The sequence below is a fragment of the Salinigranum halophilum genome, from assembly GCF_007004735.1.
Taxonomy (GTDB): Archaea; Halobacteriota; Halobacteria; order Halobacteriales; family Haloferacaceae; genus Salinigranum; species Salinigranum halophilum.
In genome coordinates, this window is record NZ_SSNL01000005.1 from 435,624 (window position 1) to 452,398 (window position 16,775).

General features: G+C 68.3%; 17 protein-coding genes. 6 read left to right on the top strand and 11 right to left on the bottom strand.

From position 1 onward, the window contains the following. Positions 1-2: 2 nt before the first annotated feature. From E6N53_RS14390 to ahaH, 6 genes are all read right to left on the bottom strand, one after another. Positions 3-323 carry a V-type ATP synthase subunit F gene (locus E6N53_RS14390; RefSeq protein WP_136590786.1) on the bottom strand — a complete coding sequence of 107 codons (321 nt, stop codon included), beginning with the start codon at positions 321-323 and terminating at the stop codon, positions 3-5. Continuing rightward, a complete protein-coding gene (locus tag E6N53_RS14395) occupies positions 320-1,366 on the bottom strand; it encodes a V-type ATP synthase subunit C (protein ID WP_142860277.1) in 1,047 nt (348 codons plus the stop codon). The genes E6N53_RS14390 and E6N53_RS14395 overlap by 4 nt, the downstream gene beginning before the upstream one ends. Further along, positions 1,363-1,944, bottom strand: a complete 582-nt coding sequence (locus E6N53_RS14400) for a V-type ATP synthase subunit E (protein WP_136603180.1) — start codon at positions 1,942-1,944, stop codon at positions 1,363-1,365. The genes E6N53_RS14395 and E6N53_RS14400 overlap by 4 nt, the downstream gene beginning before the upstream one ends. 21 nt (positions 1,945-1,965) lie before the next feature. After that, entirely contained in the window at positions 1,966-2,226 is a 261-nt protein-coding gene (locus tag E6N53_RS14405) for a F0F1 ATP synthase subunit C (RefSeq protein ID WP_136590789.1), read from the bottom strand. Between the two features lie 182 nt (positions 2,227-2,408). Further along, positions 2,409-4,673 carry a V-type ATP synthase subunit I gene (locus E6N53_RS14410; protein ID WP_142860278.1) on the bottom strand — a complete coding sequence of 755 codons (2,265 nt, stop codon included), beginning with the start codon at positions 4,671-4,673 and terminating at the stop codon, positions 2,409-2,411. Beyond that, positions 4,660-4,992, bottom strand: a complete 333-nt coding sequence (ahaH, locus tag E6N53_RS14415; RefSeq protein WP_136590791.1) for an ATP synthase archaeal subunit H — start codon at positions 4,990-4,992, stop codon at positions 4,660-4,662. Before ahaH ends, E6N53_RS14410 begins: the two co-directional genes overlap by 14 nt. 187 nt (positions 4,993-5,179) lie before the next feature. Here ahaH and E6N53_RS14420 point away from each other — a divergent pair, with 187 nt between their 5' ends. Next, a complete protein-coding gene (locus E6N53_RS14420; protein WP_142860279.1) occupies positions 5,180-5,803 on the top strand; it encodes a methyltransferase domain-containing protein in 624 nt (207 codons plus the stop codon). Positions 5,804-5,865: 62 nt separating this feature from the next. Here E6N53_RS14420 and E6N53_RS14425 read toward each other — a convergent pair whose 3' ends face one another. Next, positions 5,866-6,351, bottom strand: a complete 486-nt coding sequence (locus E6N53_RS14425) for a type IV pilin (RefSeq protein WP_142860280.1) — start codon at positions 6,349-6,351, stop codon at positions 5,866-5,868. 198 nt (positions 6,352-6,549) lie between these two features. On the opposite strand from E6N53_RS14425, the gene E6N53_RS14430 reads away from it, so the two are divergent. Then, positions 6,550-7,860: a helix-turn-helix transcriptional regulator gene (locus E6N53_RS14430; RefSeq protein ID WP_142860281.1), complete on the top strand. Its 1,311-nt coding sequence runs from the start codon at positions 6,550-6,552 to the stop codon at positions 7,858-7,860. Positions 7,861-7,890: 30 nt separating this feature from the next. Here the strand turns inward: E6N53_RS14430 and E6N53_RS14435 are convergent, their stop codons facing one another. After that, on the bottom strand, positions 7,891-10,098 hold the full coding sequence (locus E6N53_RS14435; protein ID WP_142860282.1) for a glycoside hydrolase family 3 N-terminal domain-containing protein: 2,208 nt from the start codon (positions 10,096-10,098) through the stop codon (positions 7,891-7,893). Between the two features lie 94 nt (positions 10,099-10,192). On the opposite strand from E6N53_RS14435, the gene E6N53_RS14440 reads away from it, so the two are divergent. After that, positions 10,193-10,981, top strand: coding sequence for an electron transfer flavoprotein subunit beta/FixA family protein (locus E6N53_RS14440; protein ID WP_142860444.1), 789 nt, complete (start codon positions 10,193-10,195; stop codon positions 10,979-10,981). Then, positions 10,978-11,928, top strand: coding sequence for an electron transfer flavoprotein subunit alpha/FixB family protein (locus E6N53_RS14445; protein WP_142860283.1), 951 nt, complete (start codon positions 10,978-10,980; stop codon positions 11,926-11,928). Before E6N53_RS14440 ends, E6N53_RS14445 begins: the two co-directional genes overlap by 4 nt. 67 nt (positions 11,929-11,995) lie before the next feature. Here E6N53_RS14445 and E6N53_RS14450 read toward each other — a convergent pair whose 3' ends face one another. After that, on the bottom strand, positions 11,996-12,451 hold the full coding sequence (locus tag E6N53_RS14450) for a DUF4112 domain-containing protein (protein WP_142860284.1): 456 nt from the start codon (positions 12,449-12,451) through the stop codon (positions 11,996-11,998). Between the two features lie 176 nt (positions 12,452-12,627). Here E6N53_RS14450 and E6N53_RS14455 point away from each other — a divergent pair, with 176 nt between their 5' ends. Next, positions 12,628-13,470: a polyprenyl synthetase family protein gene (locus E6N53_RS14455; RefSeq protein ID WP_142860285.1), complete on the top strand. Its 843-nt coding sequence runs from the start codon at positions 12,628-12,630 to the stop codon at positions 13,468-13,470. A gap of 30 nt (positions 13,471-13,500) precedes the next feature. Here E6N53_RS14455 and E6N53_RS14460 read toward each other — a convergent pair whose 3' ends face one another. Continuing rightward, complete coding sequence (locus tag E6N53_RS14460; RefSeq protein WP_142860286.1) at positions 13,501-14,625, bottom strand: DUF373 family protein; 1,125 nt, start codon at positions 14,623-14,625, stop codon at positions 13,501-13,503. A 132-nt stretch (positions 14,626-14,757) separates the two neighbouring features. On the opposite strand from E6N53_RS14460, the gene E6N53_RS14465 reads away from it, so the two are divergent. Beyond that, the gene (locus E6N53_RS14465; protein ID WP_142860287.1) at positions 14,758-15,612 is read left to right on the top strand and encodes a hypothetical protein; all 855 of its coding nucleotides are present in this window, start codon (positions 14,758-14,760) and stop codon (positions 15,610-15,612) included. A 16-nt stretch (positions 15,613-15,628) separates the two neighbouring features. Here the strand turns inward: E6N53_RS14465 and E6N53_RS14470 are convergent, their stop codons facing one another. Continuing rightward, positions 15,629-16,591, bottom strand: coding sequence for a PrsW family intramembrane metalloprotease (locus tag E6N53_RS14470; protein WP_142860288.1), 963 nt, complete (start codon positions 16,589-16,591; stop codon positions 15,629-15,631). Positions 16,592-16,775 lie beyond the last annotated feature (184 nt).

A 16,775-nucleotide genomic window follows, 5' to 3' on the forward strand; every position in this document is an offset into this window, starting at 1 on the left:
TGTTATTCGTCCATTAGGTCGATACCGATGGCTCGTTTGATCTGTTCGCGGAGGCCGCCCGCGCCGGCGCCGCCGCCGAGAGTGACGAGCACCGGTTCGATGCTCCCCTCGACGGCCTGTCGAGCCTGCCGGGACAGGTGGTCCATGTCGTCGTCGTGCATCACGATGATGCCGACCTCGTCGTCGTCGAGCGTCTCCATAACGGCCTCGTCGAGCGATTCGTCCTTCTCCTCGTCGGGGACGTTCCGGAACTTCCGGACGCCCGCGAGGCGAAAGCCCGTGGTGAAGTCGGGGCTGCCGACCACGGCAATCTCCTGACTCATAGTATCACCAGTTCCTCCTCGATCTGCTCGGGGGAGAGGCCGGCCTCGCGGGCTCGCGCGATGGCCCGGATGTTGTCGACCTCGCGCTCCTTCGCCAGGATGTACGAGATGACCGGGCTCACCGAGAGCGGGAAGACGTTCCCCAGGCTGGACGAGTACTCCAAGAGCGCCGTCTCCAGCGCCCGCTCGAACGCGATGAGGCTCTCGGCCTCCTCGAAGTCGTTGAGCGCGTCGGAGAGGTCGTCGCCGTACGTCGAGTCGCGGATACGCTGGACGAGTTCGTCGAGGTTCGACGCCAGCCCGCTCAGCTCCGCGCGGGTGAACAGCTGCCCGCCGTCGATGTAGTACTCCGCCGGGTCGATGTCCGCGCCGCTGCGGGCCAGCCGCAGGGCGTTTCGCGCGTTCCGGAAGTCGACCTCGGCCAGCAGGATGTCGCGATACTGCTGGGTCGCCTCGTCCCATCGGACCTCCGAGAGGAGGTTCTCGTAGAAGACGCGGTCGACGGCGTTCTCGAGGGGGACCAACACGCCCGCGGACTCGTACTCCTCGAACGCCGCCTCGAGCGCGGAGCCGAAGATGGTCCGGTCGAGGGTGTCGATGACCTCCTCGATGCTGGTCGCTTCCAGCAGCCGGTTGACGAGCCGTTCGTCGAACTCACCGGCGCGGATGAGGTCGGCTTCGACGTCCGCTCGCGAGGTGTCCGAGTAGATGCCGCGGATGACGGTCTTGACGTTCCACGCGTCGAACTTCCGCAGGTACCGCGCGATGAGGTCGTACAGCCGTCCGTTCGCCCAGTCGAGGATGTCGTCGAACTGCTTCGCGAGGTTGCGGTTCAGCGCGTACTCGACGAGGTCGACACCCGAGTGCCGCGCACCCAGGGCGTTGACCTCCTCTTCGTACGTCGACTCCTCCATGAACCGGGCGATTTCGGCCGTGCTCATCCGCACGAGTTTGCGGTAGTCCTCGTCCGCGAAGAGCGCGCTCCGACGGGCTCGAACACGGGCGTTGACGTACTCCGGATTCGAGCTGCCGGCTTTGCTCATTGGTCGAAAAGGATGCCGCTGACGTCCTTCAGGTTGTTCTCCCAGACGGTGTCGAGGAGCGAGTCGAAGGTGTTGTCCACCCGGACGCGCGACGTCTCCGCCTCGACGATGACGCCGCCGAGACAGTCGACGGCGTCGTCACCGAGCGAGAAGCCCTCGTAATCGGCGAGGATCTCCTCGAGCAGCGCTTCGTCCGCGGCGCGGCCGTGGACGACGACCTCCGCGTCGTCGAACTCCGCGGCCGACGCGTCGATCAGCGCTCGGGTGAGCTCCTCGCGCTTGTCGCCGGCGAGTTCGGCCAGCTCCGCTTCGACCTGCTCTCGCACGGTCTGCAAGGCGTCGCGGCGAGCCTCGAGGCGCTCCTGTTTGGCCTCGAGTTTGGCTGCCGAGAGCGCCTGTTCGCGCTCCTGGGCGATCGTCCGTTCGACCTCCCGTTCGCGCTCTTCGATGATCGCCTCGGCGTCGGCTTCCGCCTCGGAAACGATCTCGTCAGCGCGCTCTTCGCCCTCCGTACGAATCTCCTCGGCACGCGCGCGGGCTTCGTCTCGAATGTCCTCGACAACTGTGTCCAGACTCATTGGTAAAGGGAAAGGGGGTGCTTACCCGACCAGGAAGACGACGACGAGCGCGAGAATAACGAGCGTCTCCGGAAGGACTGTGAAGATGAGTCCCTGCACGAAGAGGTTCTCGTCCTCGGCGACCGCACCGACCGCGGCGGCACCGATACCACGCTCGGCGTAGCCCGCACCGAAGGCAGCCAGTCCGACTGCCAGTGCGGCAGCGGCCTGAGCGGGGATCGCGGGAGCGGATGAGCCTTCCTGCAGTACGACGTTCGCCAGCTGGGTTGCAGCGTCAATCATGGTTGTGTGGTATATCTCAGTGGTGTCCGTTTGGTCGTCTCCGAACGTTCGTGTGTGGAGGCAGGGTCATCATAAAGCTTCCCAAAAGACGTCGACAGCGCCCGATTCGGCTGAAAACGGAGTTACATCTGGTCGCGGGGCGAGCCCGCAGCGGGGGGCGAACAGGAGGGAACGGAGGTGCGTCAGTCGTCGGACGTGTACTTCCGCTCGTACCCGAACGGCTCGTACGGCGTCCCACCGCCGTCGAAGAACTTGTTGAAGAACTCGACGTACTCGAGACGCACCGCCTGCAGGCCGGCACTCGTGACACCGAGCGCCAGCACGAGCGCGTGACCGATGACGAGGACGAGGAAGCCGACGAGCACGAACGCCAGGCCACCGTGGACGAGGCCGCCGAACATGACCTCGGTGACCTCGTAGCCGTGGTACATCACGGTGTCGGCCCCGGCCGGGATGGTCGGCATCCCGTCGACGCCGAAGTGCCACCCGCCCTTGCTGTCGACGTAGACGCCGAAGAACAGCAGGTTGACCGTAAAGGCCATCCCTGCCTTCGCCAGCAGCACCGCGGCGATTCGGGTGTACGACAGCACGTTGACGAGCACGTTCAGGAACTCGACGGCTTCGATAGGCTCGCCGATGATGAGGAGGACGAGTCCGACCGCGAACACTGCGAGCCCCGCCAATCCGACGACGGCGGGGAAGCCGGAGAAGCCCAGCGCGATGACGCCCTCGCTCGAGAACGTCGTGTAGATGAACTCGGGAGCGGTCCCCCGGACGGCGTCGCTGAAGATCCAGATCCAGAGACCGTTCACCATCAGCAGCCACGAACCGGACTCGTAGAGCGCGTGTTTGAAGCCGTGGAACTCGAGGGTCTCGATGAAGTCGAGAATCCAGCCCATGTTGAGGTGGACGATGCCGATGAGCACGCTCACGAAGAGCCACGCCAGCGCCCACTCGGCGGTGGCCGGCGAGAGGCCCTTCTCTATCGGGGCGTGTTCGAGACCGACAACACCCTCCCAGAAGACCGACGCGATGGTGTGCAGTCCGAATAGCTCGCCGTAGAGGATACCGAACAGCATCGTGAACAGCCCGGCCGCGATGGTGATCCCGCCCATCGACCGGAACGCCGGCGACTCGAACTTCGAGTAGAGGAAGTACCCGATGAGGGTGTACACGACCCCGTACCCGAGGTCGCCGATCATGAACCCGAAGAACGCCGGGAACGTGAGGAAGACGAGGACCGTCGGGTCGAACTCGGTGTACTTCGGCCGGCCGACCGCGTTGACGAGCACCTCGAACGGCTTGACGACGCCCGGGTTGTCCTGGACGACCGGCGGGTCGTCGTTCTTCATGACGACGCTGCCACCGTCCGCCTTTGCTTCCTTGCCGCCGTCGGTCTGCGCCTGCTGACCGCCGTCGGCCGCCGCGGGCGCACCGCCGCCGGAGTACTGCTCGCGAAGCTCCTCACCGCCGTGGCGGTTGAACTGCGCGTCTTCGAGCCGCTGAATCTCGACGTGGTCGCCGACAGCGTCGGTGAGTTCGGCGACGAAGTCGCCGTACCGCGTGGTGGGAATCCACCCCTCGGCGACGAAGGCGTTGTCCGTCGTCGCGAAGGTCAGCGGTGCCTCTGTCTTCTGGACCTCGATGGAGAGGCGTTCCTCGGCCGCGAGCAGGAAGCCCGCGGCGTCGAGTTTGACCTCTTCGAGTTCGCCTTCGACCGTCTCCAGTCGGGACTGGTACTTCTTCCGACGGCTCTGCAGTTCCTGGACGTACGTCTCGGGGGAGACCGACCCGTCCGTCCCGCGCACGTCGTCGGGGATGTCGGAGATGTCGGGAATCTGGACGGGCCCGAACTCCGTGCCCACGAGGGCGTCAGAGAGGGTCTCGCCCTCGTAGGTGCGAGCGAAGATGCCCAGCGTCGACCCGTCGTCGGCGGCGAAGATGCGGTAGTGTTCGACCGCCGACGAGGAGACGAGCGCTTCCTCGACGGTGTCGCGCTTGCCCTCACCCACCGACACCTCGATTGACTCGTACCCAGAGAGGAGGTCGAGGTCGATCCCGAGCGCGACGAACGGCTCCATCGACTCGATTCGCTCTTCGACCTCGCGGAGGTCGGATTCGATATCGCTCTGTCGGTCGTCGAGTTCGTTGACGCGACCTCGGACCTCGGCGAGGTCCGCCTCGAGCGCCTCGTCGGAGACGACGCGCGTCGGGCCGGCGTCCTCCTCGTCGACGTCGAGGATGCTCTCGATGGAGCGGATGGTGACGAGTTTCTCCGACGCGGATTCGGCACTTGCCGCCGGGGTGCCCTGTTTGAAGCCGTCCCAGGAACCGTCGTACTCGGTGACGTGGAGCAAGTTGAGGTCGTGGACTGTCTCGACGACGTCGTCCATGACCTTCTTCGAGCCCGTCACCGACACTTTGCTCATCTGCTCAGGTCTGAGCATTCACCGCCTCCTCGAACTGTTCGATGGCGTATTCGACCGCCTCGTCTACGTTCGCTTCGGCCTCGTCGCGGAGCCGCTGGCGGTCGTCGGCCCCCTCTTCGAGGAGGCTCTCGCGCTCGGCGGCGATCTCCTCGCGGGCTTCGGCGAGCCGCGACTCCGCGAGCTCGTCGGCCTCCTCCTCGGCCTCCGCTCGGATACGCTCGGCCTTTGTTCGGGCCTCAGAGATCGTCTCTTCGCGGTCAGCCTCCGCCTCCGCGACGATCTCGTCGGCCTCCTGTTCGGCCTGCTTGATTCGATCGAGAACCTCTGGTCTCGGCATACTCCTATCACCCGTGAGGTGTGCAAGCGGCGTATAAGGTGTTTGCGGAACACTCGCGTGGGACACCGCGATACGCCTCGGACACGACGGGGGGTATGGGTCCTGCGACCAAAGTCGTTGTCCGTCGGCCGCCCGTCCCACGACAAATCCGCACCGTTATGCCAGACGACTCCTAAGCCGGCACGAGATGGGAGTCCTCGAGAACAAGGCCCGGGCACGCCTCTTCTACAAGTACCTCTCGAAGGTGTACGACCAGGTGAACCCGTTCATCTGGGACGACGAGATGCGCGCGGAGGCGCTCTCGATGATCGACATCCAGCGCGACGACAGAGTGCTCGACGTCGGCTGTGGGACGGGCTTCGCCACCGAAGGGCTGCTCGAACACACCGACGACGTCCACGGACTCGACCAGTCGGTCCACCAGATGGAGAGGGCGTTCGAGAAGTTCGGCAAGCGCGACCGCGTGAAGTTCTACCGCGGCGACGCCGAGCGGCTCCCGTTCAAGGACGACACGTTCGACGTCGTCTGGTCTTCGGGCTCCATCGAGTACTGGCCGAACCCCGTCGACGCACTCGTCGAGTTCCGCCGGGTCGTGAAGCCGGGGAACCAGGTGCTCGTCGTCGGCCCGGACGACCCCAAATCCTCGGTGTTCCAGAAGCTCGCCGACGCTATCATGCTCTTTTACGACGAGGAGGAGGCCCAGCGGATGTTCGAGGCGGCCGGCTACGTCGACATCGAACACCGCGTCCTCCAGCGTCGTCCGGGGTCGCCCCGCGCCATCGTCACCGTCGCGCGCGCTCCCGAGGAGTAGCGCGTCTCGCTCCCGACCACGACAGCAGTTCTCGACCCGAGATTCCGTTCGGATAACCGTCATCACCCCGTCCGCACCGACGCATCGGCGACCAGTGCGTCGTCGGTGTACACGCGAACGGTGACGACCTCGCCGGTCGTGAGCACCGGTCGGTTCGTCCCGGCGACGCGGACGCTCGCCGTCTCGCCGGCCGTCCACCGCGGGTCCGACGCGCTGTTGAACGGTCCGGTCGGTCCCGCGTGGAAGCCGCGCGCGGAGAAGAACGGCACGGGGGGCTGGTGCGCCAGCGGGTCGCCGTCGACGGTCACGACGAATCGGAGGGCGGTGACGTCGAGCGCGTCGCCGCCGCGGTGCGTGAGCCTGAGTTCGTCACCGTCGACGGTGAGTGACAGGGACGCACGGAGTGGGACGCCGTCCGAGACGCCGCCGTGCCCGCTGGCGAGGACCGCCCCCGAGACGGTGACGGCGAGGCCGAACGTGACGAGGAGCAGGAGGACACCGGTGAGGGGAGCGAGTCCACGGGCGCGAGCGGTGAGTCGAGCGGACATACGTCGGGTCACGCTGCGTTGGTCGCGGCTTCGTACTTCAACGCTCACGCCGGCGGCGGTGTGACCACGGCGTGCAGCGACGATGCGAGCGGGACCCCCTGGTGGACGGCCACGAGCACGGTCCGAAAACGCGTAGATTCGCCCGCCGCTTCGGGTATGGAAAGCGTTTTGACGTCACGATGAGGAGAACGAACGCACATGCGGAGCGCCGCGCTCACTCTCGCCCTCCTCATCATCCTCTCCGGCGCGGCACCGGCAACAGCCCTGGTTCCCACCGGTGTCGACGACGGACAGGAACCCGCATCAGCGACCGCGCTCGCGACGGCACCCGCAGTCGCGCAGGTCGAGTCGGACATGCGCCCTGCGACGGAGATACGGGTCCAACTCGAGCGGGACACCGACGCCCGATGGACGGTCACGCATCGGTACGCGCTCGCCGGCGAGGACGAAGTCGAGGCGTTCCGCGCGCTCGGCGCAGAGTTCGAGAACGGACAGGCGAGCGTCGGGTTCGACGCCAGCGTCTTCCGGACCATCGCAGCGGAGGCCGCACAGTCGACGGGGCGGAACATGGTCATCCGCGACGTCGCGCGCGAGGCGAGCGTCGAGCGGAACACGACGGCGACCGCCACGGGGACTGGGACGGTGACACCGACGGCGACACCGACGGGAACGCCCGAGAACGAGACCGTCACGGGCGTCCTCCGGCTGTCGTTCACCTGGACGAACTTCCTCGAACGCCGCGACGACGGGACCCTCCAGCTCGGGGACGTGTTCGTCACCAGCGACGGCGGCACGTGGCTCTCGTCGCTCGGTGACGACCAGCGACTGACGGTCGTCACCCCACCGGGGTACGTCATCAGCCGCACGAGCTTCCCCATCCAGCAGCAGAACGGCTCGCTCATCATCGACGGGCCGCGGGAGTTCACCAGCGAGGAACGGCTCTCGGTCACCTACCGCGAGAGCGGCCAGTCGGAACTGCCGTGGGTGCTCATCGTCGGCGGCGGCGTCGCAGTCGTCGTCGTCCTCGCGCTGGTCTTCCTCCGCTCGCGCGACCGGCGGTCGGCGGCGTCCGCGACGGGGAACGGAACCCCGATGACGAACGGCGGCGAGACGACGGCCGAGAGCCCCGAACGGACCCCCGACGACGCCGGAGCGACCGCCGGGTCGACGTCGGACGCCTCGACGACATCCCCGTCTCGGGGCCCAGAGCCGGGGCCGGGCCCAGGCCCTGGCGTCGACGCCGGTGCGGAGGACGCCGAAGCGCCCGCCGAGGACGAGGAGCCGGACTTCGACCTGCTCTCGGACGAAGAGCGCGTCGAGTACCTCCTCGAACAGCGCGGCGGGCGGATGAAGCAGGCGAACATCGTCAAGGAGACCGGCTGGTCGGACGCGAAGGTGTCACAGCTCCTCTCGTCGATGGCCGAGGCGGGTCGGGTCGAGAAGCTCAGGCTCGGCCGCGAGAACCTCATCTCGATTCCGGACGCCGACGAGGACGCGGCGGACGAGTAGGCGGTCCGGCCGGGGGCCGAAGGCCGGGGGTTACTCCACCGAGAACGTGCGTTGCACAGCCTCGGCATCGGTCGCCGACCGTCCGAGGGAGAGCGTGAACTCGCCGGGCTCGACGGTTCGCTCGCCGTCAGGGCCGACGACACCCATCGCGTCCGGTTCGACCGAGAGTTCGACCTGCCTCGACGCCCCGGCGTCGAGTTCGACGCGCTCGAACGCACAGAGTTCTCTGACCGGTTTCGCGCGCGAGGCGTACTCGTCACGGAGGTACGCCTGGACGACCTGGTCGCCCGCGCGGTCGCTCCGGTTCTCGACGGTCACGGAGACGCTGACTGACTCGCCGGCGTCGACGGTCTCCGCGGAGACGGTCGCCTCGGTCACCGCGACGTCTGCGTAGCTCAGTCCGTGGCCGAACGCGTACAGGGGGTCGTACGACGGCGGGTGTTCGTGTGCGCCGATGGGACAGGGGTGGCGGACGTAGTCGTGGTGAGTAGGGAGGTGCGCCGCCGACCGGGCGAACGAGATGGGGAGCGCTCCGCCCGGCTCCGCACCGAGGAGGACGTCCGCGAGCGCTCGGCCGCCCTCGGTCCCGCTCGGCGGGGTGAACAGGACGGCCGAGAGGGTGTCGGCCGCCCAGGGGAGCGGGAGCGGCCGGCCCGACGAGAGGACCAGGACGGTCGGCGTGCCGGTCGCGTGGACCGCCTCCAGGAGGTCGCGCTGGGGGCGGGGCAGCTCGAAGTGGTGCCGGGAGGGGAAACGCCCCGTCTCCGTGCGGCTCATCTCGCTCGGACCGAACTCGTGGAGATACCAGCCCTCACCGAGCGCGACGACGGCGACGTCGGCGTCGCGGGCGGCGTCGACGGCGGCGTCGATGTCCTCGTCACCGTCGTGGGTCACGCCGGGTTCGTAGGTGACGGCGGCGGCGTCCGCGAGGGCCGCACGGAATGTCACACCCTCGCTCGGGTCGAGGACGCTCCACCCGCCGACCTGGGCCGTGCGGTCGTCCGCGTTGGGGCCCGTCAGGAGGATGTCCTCGTCGCCGTCGAGCGGGAGGAGACCGTCGTTCTCGAGGAGCGTGATACCGCTGCGGGCGACCTCGTGTGCGAGGTCGGTGTGGTCCTCGCTGCGGAGGACGGAGTCGAGGCGGTCGGTGTCGACGAGGGGAGATTCGAACAGCCCCAGGTCGCGCTTGAGCGCGAGGACTCGCCGGACGGCCTCGTCGAGGAGCGCCTCGCCGAGGTCACCGGCGTCGACGAGGTCGACGATGGCCTCGGCGTGGCGCGTCCCGTTCACCGAGCCGATGTCGACGCCGGCGGTGAGCGCGTCGCCGACCGCCCGCTGGGAGGTCTCGGCCGTCTGGTGGTCGGCGTGGAGCATCTCGACGCCGTTCCAGTCGGAGGCGACGACGCCGTCGAAGCCCAGTTCCGCACGGAGTTGGCCGCGGAGGAACCGCGTCGACCCGTGGGCGGGTTCGCCGTCGATGGAGTTGTAACAGGGCATGACGCTCCTGACACCTTCGTCGAGCACGCGCGAGAAGGGCGGGACGAAGACGCGGTGGAACGTCGTCCGGGAGACCTCGACCGGCGACGCGTCTTCCCCTCTGAGGGGGCCGCCGTACGCCGGGAAGTGCTTGGCAGTGGCCGCGACCGTCTCGTCCGTGTCCAGCGCGTCGCCCTGGAGACCGCGGGCCTTCGCGGCGGCCATCTCGGCGACGAGCGTCGGCGACTCGCCGAACGTCTCGAAGGTGCGCCCCCAGCGGGGGTCGCGGGCGACGTCACAGGTCGGCCCGTAGTTGGTCGTCACGCCGGTGGCGCGCGCCTCGCGCGCGGTGACTCGTCCGACGCGCTCGGCCAGGTCGGGCGAGAAGGTGGCCGCCAGCGCGAGGTTCTGGGGGAACACGGTGGTGTGGTCGACGTAGGCGTGGCCGTGGACCGCATCGACGGGGACGAGAAGCGGAATCCCCGCTCGCGTCTCCTCGACGGCGTATCGCTGGAGTCGGTTCGCGACTTCGGCGGCGTCGTGCGGGTCGACGTGTGGCGACCCGGCCCAGCCGAACGGGGTCACCGAACCGAGGTGGTGGCTGTCGATGCGCGCCTCGACGTCGTCGACGCTCAACTGTTCGTCGAGTTCACCGACGTAGATGCCGGCGCACTGTCCCGCCTTCTCCGCGAGCGATAACTCGTCGAGGAGGGTGTCGACGTCGACGCGGCCGTCGTCGTCACGAGGGTAGTCGGGATTCATGGTGAAAAAATCACTCAGACTCGAAGTAAACCCACCGCATCTCGCGGTGCCTTTTTCGAAACCATTTAGCGCCGAGGAAGGCGAAGGGTCGATGATGAAGGTTCTCGTCACCGTAAAAGAGGTCGCCGAGGCGGCCGACGACTTCGAAATCGACGGCCTCGACATCGCCTCCGAGTATCTAGAGTACGACCTGAACGAGTGGGACGAGTACGCGGTCGAAGCCGCCGTTCAACTCCAGGAAGCGGGCCACGCCGACGAGGTGGTGAGCGTCACCATCGGGCCCGAACGGACCGAGGAGACGGTTCGGATGGCGCTGGCGAAGGGCGTCGACCGCGCCGTCAGGGTGTGGGACGACGACATCGCGGCGGCAGGGCTGCTCGACGTCGACGCGAAGGCGCGCCTCCTCGAGGCCGTCGTCGCCGAGGAGGAACCCGAACTCGTGCTCACCGGCGTCCAGGCGAACGACGACGGCTTCGGCGCGACCGGCGTCTCACTCGCCGAGCGCATCGGGTTCGAGTGGGCCGCCGTGGTGAACGACCTGGAACTCGAGGGTGACGTGGCGAAGGTCCACCGCGAACTCGAAGGCGGCGTCGAAGAGCACACCGAAGTCGACCTTCCCGCGGTCCTGACCATCCAGACGGGTATCAACGAGCCGCGGTACGCCTCACTCCGCGGCATCCGCCAGGCGCAGTCGAAGGAGATCGCGCCGAAGACGCTCGCAGACCTGGGGCTGGACGCCAGCGCCGTCGAGAGTTCGTTCTCCATGACCGCGATGTACGAACCCGAGACCGAGTCGGACGCGACCATCTTCGAGGGTGACGCTGAGACGACCGCCGCGGAACTCGCGACGGTCCTCCGCGAGAAGGGGGTGGGTGCGGAATGACGGTGCTTGCCGTCGCCGACCACCGTCGAGGCGAACTCCGCGACGTGAGCTACGAACTCGTCACCGCCGGGCGTGAACTCGCAGAAGCGCTCGACGCGGAACTGCACGTCGCGGTCGTCTCCGGCGACGTCGAGGCCTTCGCCGAGCACCTCTCGCTCGACGGCGTCGACACCGTCCACACGGTCGCCCACGGCGAGGAGTTCAACCACGACGTGTACGTGCAGGCGCTGGAGGCGCTCGACGCCGAAGTCGACCCGACGGTGCTTCTGATGCCGAACTCGGTGAACGGGCTCGACTACGCCCCCGCCGTCGCCTCGTCGCTCGGCCTCCCGCTCGTGAGCGACGCCGTCGCGCTCGCGTGGGACGACGGTCTCACCGTGACGCGAGAGATGTACGCCTCGAAGGTCGAGACGACCGTCGACGTGGACGCCGACCGGGTCGCCGTGACGATTCGCGGTGGCGAGTGGGGCCCCACGGAGGACCACGGGTCGCCGGCCGTCGAGGCGTTCGACCTGACGGTCGACGAATCCCGTGTCCGCTCGCGCGTCACGGGCTTCGAGGAGGTCGGCGGTGGCGACGTCGACATCGCCGACGCCGACGTCCTCGTCTCGGTGGGCCGCGGCATCGAAGAGGAGGAGAACATCGAACTCGTCGAGGAACTCGCCGACGCGATGGGCGCGACGCTCTCCGCCTCGCGGCCCATCGTCGACAACGGCTGGCTCCCGAAGAACCGGCAGGTGGGCCAGTCCGGGAAGGTGGTCACGCCCGACGTCTACCTCGCCATCGGCATCTCAGGCGCGGTCCAGCACGTCGCCGGGATGAAAGGTGCGGAGACCATCATCGCCATCAACACCGACCCGAACGCGCCTATCTTCGACATCGCCGACTACGGCATCGTGGGCGACCTCTTCGACGTCGTCCCCGCGCTCGTCGAGCAGTTCCGGTAGCGAACGACCGTCTCGAGCGCGAACGGCGGTCGGGGAGCGAGCGGTGACCGGTGACCGGGTGACGCCACTACGCTACCTCGATCGTGACCGCTTCTGAATCACCGTCGCTGTCGAGCGATTCGTCGGCCGCGGCCAGGTCGGCGAGCGCCAGCTCGACGTTCCGCGCGTTGGCCTTCCACACCGCGTCGAAGAGGACGCCGACGACGGGGACGGAACCGACCGCGACGTCGACCGCGACGTTCGCGAGCATCCGAAGCAGGGTGGTGAACGAGACGCCGAGGCGTGCGGATTCGAGGACGATGTACAGCGAGAGCCCGGCCCCGACGACGTCGCCGACGTTGCCCGGGAGCGCGCTCAAGAGCGGGTCGAGCCCGACGCGGAAGTCGGTCCCGGGGACGCGGACGCTGTCGTCGAGGAGTCGCCGCACGAACTGCATCCGCCTGACCGCCGCCTCGTCGACCGTCGACGGGAGGTCGACGGTGCCTTCGAACGAGTCTTCGGGGTCGTGAGCACGGGTAACCATACGTCAAACGTGAGGGCGACGAGGGGAAAAAGTGACGTGTGGGTTCGAGCCACGACCGAGCGGGCTCGTCGATGGGCGCGCGTCACGGTCACAGCCATCGCTCGGACACCGAGGCCGACGGCGAGAGACCTCTCGGTTCCGTTACCTACTTGCCTCCGCCGTCCTGAGACCCGCCAATGGAGTATCTGGAGCGCCGGGTCGGGCTCGTGAACGACCGACTCGAAGAGGTGGTCGAGGCGGTCGACCCGCCCGAGCTGTCCGACGAGCTCGAACACGTGGCGCTCTCCGGCGGCAAGCGGGTCCGCCCTGCCGTCACCGTCCTCTCGTGTGAGGCGGTCGGCGGCGCACCCTCGGCGGCCGTGGACTTCGCCGTCGCGGTCGAACTCGTCCACAACGCCTCGCTCGTCATCGACGACATCATCGACCGCTCCGGGGTCCGACGGGGGAAGCCGAGCGCGTGGGCCGAGTACGGCTACGGTCCCGCCATCGTCTGCTCGGACGGCCTCCTGGGAGAGGCGTTCGCCCTCCTCTCCGTGGACGACCAGGCGACACAGATCGTCGCGGAGGCGATGGTCGAACTGAGCGAGGGGGAGGCGACAGAACTCGTCGCCCGGCCCACGACCGACGACGAGTACATGACGCTCGCCCGCCGGAAGACGGGCGTCCTGTTCCGCGCGGCGGCCGAACTCGGCGTCGTCGCGGCGGGCGGAGAGATGGCGACCGTCGAGGCCTTCGGCGAGTACGCAGAGCGCGTCGGAGTGGCCTTTCAGATCCGCGACGACGTCCTCGACGCGACGGCCGACGCCGACGACCTGGGGAAACCCACCGGACAGGACGAGGCGATGGACCGCCCCTCGCTGGTGCAGGTGACCGGCATCGCGCCCGAGGAGGCGAACGAGCGGGCGCGCGCGGAGGCCGACCAGGCTCTCGCGGCGCTCGAAAACGCCGACCCCGAGGAGACGGCGGCGCTGGGCTATCTGCGTGACCTCGCGGAGTTCGTCGTCGTCCGCGAGCGGTAAGCGACACCCGCAACGGTCCGGACGGGGCGGTCACGCGGAGGCGTCGGTCTCGACGCCGGTGGGAAAGCGTGACTCGGCGATGGCGAACGCGAGCGTACTCAACACACCGAGGAGCGTCCCCGCCGTGAGCGCGACGGCGAGGTCGGTCAGCGAGAGCGAGGTGGCCCCCGGCACGGCCGGCAGGAAGAACCCCGAGAGGGCGTGGAGGACGACCGCGATGGCGACCACGTAGAAGGGCGCGTTGAGGTAGCGCCACTTGAAGCGGTCGGCGAGGTACTCGTCGGTCACCTGCCCCAGCGAGGAGGTGATGCCAGCGGCGGCGAACCACTGGACCGCCCCGTGGACGACCGCGGCCAGGACGACGCCGACGCCGAGTTGTCCCGGGACGCCAGCGTCGACGGTGCGGAGGAGTTCGAAGCCGCGGACGCCGCCGACGACCATGAGCGCGGCGGCGACGACGTAGGTGATGAGCGTCGCGCGGCCGGCGTAGAGGAGGTTGCGCCCGCGTTCGGCGACGTCGTCGACGACCGTCTCCAGGCCCAGCCCTCGAAAGAGCGTGTACAGGCCCAGGAGGGCGGAGATGAGGCCCAAGACGACCGCACCCGGGACGTCGAAGTACGAGGCGATGGTGACGAACGGGTAGATGAGGAGGAGAATCCCGAGCGGAACGAGAATCGTCCCCCGCGTCTCGGGGTCGTCGAGCACCTGTTTCATCGTGTAGTACATCGATTCGAGGTCCTGGGCCTGTCGGACGACCACGCGTCGGACCCCGTCGATGGGCACCCGCGACCGGATGACCGGGAGGACCGACTCGTCCTGTGCCCCGTCGGTGATGACGATGGCGCGGACGTTCTCTCCGGTCTGGAGGGCGGCGAGCACCTCGTCGATCTCCTCGCCGATGGCGCGGTTCGCTTTCACGTCCGAGCCGTCGATACCGGTGACGGCCGCGACCTCGACCTCTTCGCCGCCCTCGGCGAGGAGGTCGTCGTGGGTGTGGATGCCCTGGAAGAGCACGTTGATGTCGGAGTCCTCCGGGTCGGCCGTCGCCAGGGCGACTGCAGCCGTCTCGACGGCGTCTCGGCCGACGACCGGCGTCTCGAAGCCAGTCTTGCGACCGAGGTCGTCGTCGAGGTCGACACAGAGGACCAACAGCATCGCGGAGAGGTACGTCGTCGTCGTATATCTGTTTTCGGGACGAGGGCGGAATCGGCTGACGGGGATGGTGGGCGACGGGACGGGCGGGCCGGACGGCGGCAGGGTTAATCCACGGCCGTCCGAAGCGCTCGTGTGCCCCCCTCGTCGGTCCACCCGCCCACAGTCGAGTGGGAGTTCAGCCCCGCCACGACCCGCCCGCTCCGCCTCCTCGTGTACACCGCCGTCGGCCTCGGCGTCGGCCCAGTCTGTGGTCTCGTCGTCCTCGTGGGCGCGACGCTCGTCGGGAGCGGCGGCGTCCAGATTGCCCTCTTCGTGCTCGTGCTCGCCCTCTTCGTCGGTCTCGGCGTCGGGAGTGGCCGCGCGCTGTTCGCGCTGGGGAACGCCCCGCCCGAGGTCCACGAGACCGTCCGCGCGCTCTCGCGGAGGCGCGTCGTCGCCAGCGTACTGCTCGGGACGGGGCTCGGCGTCGCCGGCCTGTGGTGGACCGACGTCGGCTTCGAACTCGTCGTCGGTGGCGTCGTCGCGGGCTTCGCCGCCCTCGTCGTCGGGGCGGGACTGCAGTCGGAGGGTGTCGTCGACGGCGACACCGGGGAGCTGACGTACGCCGGGCACACCGTCCCGGTCGACGCGATTCGACGCGTCCGCTCCTGGCGACTCGGGAGGTTCGTGGTGATGGTCGTCACCTACCACCCCGGGCGGGTCGGCGCGTCGACGCCGCGGTTCGTCGTGTGCTCCGAGGCGGCCCGCGACGCAGTCAACGCGGGGGTGGCGCGGGCGACGCCCGACGACGACACCGCCGTCGAGGAGGGAACGCGAGCGCCGCGAGCGGTGCGAGCCGTCGCCGCGGCGTTCGGACTCGCCTGTCTGGCGGCCGGGCCGGTGCTGTGGGTGCTCGTTCCACCGGACGGTCGCCTGTTCGCGGGGTATCTCGGGCTCTTCGGCCTCCTCTTCGGAGCGCTGTTCGTCCGGTACGCAGTCGTCGCCTGAGACGGGGGGTCGCGCGTCAGTCGTCGGCGCTCGCCGCCTGCGGACGGTCGGTCGCCGCGTCCCCCGCCGCGACGGCCGCACGGTAGCGCCGGAGTTTGCGCACGAGCAGGAAGAGCAACACGCCGTCCCAGAGAACGATGAACGCGAACGTGGTGAGGCCGCTCATCGGCAGTACTCGGGGGAGAATCGTCGTGAGCGAGTTGTACGTCCCGTGCAGCAGCGCGGCGACGAGCAGGCCCTTCACTACGAGCGGGCCGTAGTGGTCGTCGGTGAACTTCGCGAGGCCGAGATAGTAGCCCGCGAAGGCGGAGTACAGGACGTGCCCGGGGCCGGCGAGCGAGCGGGCGACAGTGGTCGGGATGGTGGCCGCGAGGACCGGCCCGCCGCTCTGGATGGCCGTCAGCGCGTTCTGTGCGATGTAGATGACGTTCTCGATGGAGGCGAATCCCAGGCCGGCGGCCGCGCCGTACATCGCCCCGTCGATGACGGCGTCGAACTCGGAGCGGTCGTACGCGTACAGGCGGACGGCCAGCCACTTGACCAGTTCCTCGCCGGGGCCGACGACGAGGAAGAACAGGAGGATGGAGCCGACGACGGGAATCTGTCGGAAGACAGTCCCGGCGGCGGTGTTGACGAGGGCGGCGAAACTCGCGAGCAGTCCCCCGAGGACGAACGTGACCGCGAGCGTCCCGACCGGTTCGGGGTCGACGTCTTGTCGGCGGATGTACCAGACGAGGAGGAGCGCCGGAATCACCGACACGGCCGAGAACACGGCCAGGAAGGGGTCCGTGGCGAACAGGCCGAACGCCACGAAGAACTGTCCGAGCAGTACGAGTGCGGCGAGTGCGACGACGAGGACGCGCCAGTTGGCGGCGAGCGTTTCGTACATCGCGACGGAGAGCCGGTCACCGAGCGTTCGCGGCTCCCACGTCGTCACACCATGCGTGTCGACGGACGACTCGTCCGAGGACGTGGGCATGCGTTCTGTCCCCCGGACGCCAGCCTGAAGAGTTATGTGCAATAGATTTCGAGTGAATCTAACACAGAGCGCTGGGACAGGACAGTCTCGGTCAAGCGAGGGAGGCCTGGTTCGGTACTCCTGACAGCCACTTCGCGTCTGGAGGTGATTTAAACGATTTTAGTAGGTGGAACGAGAGGCAGGG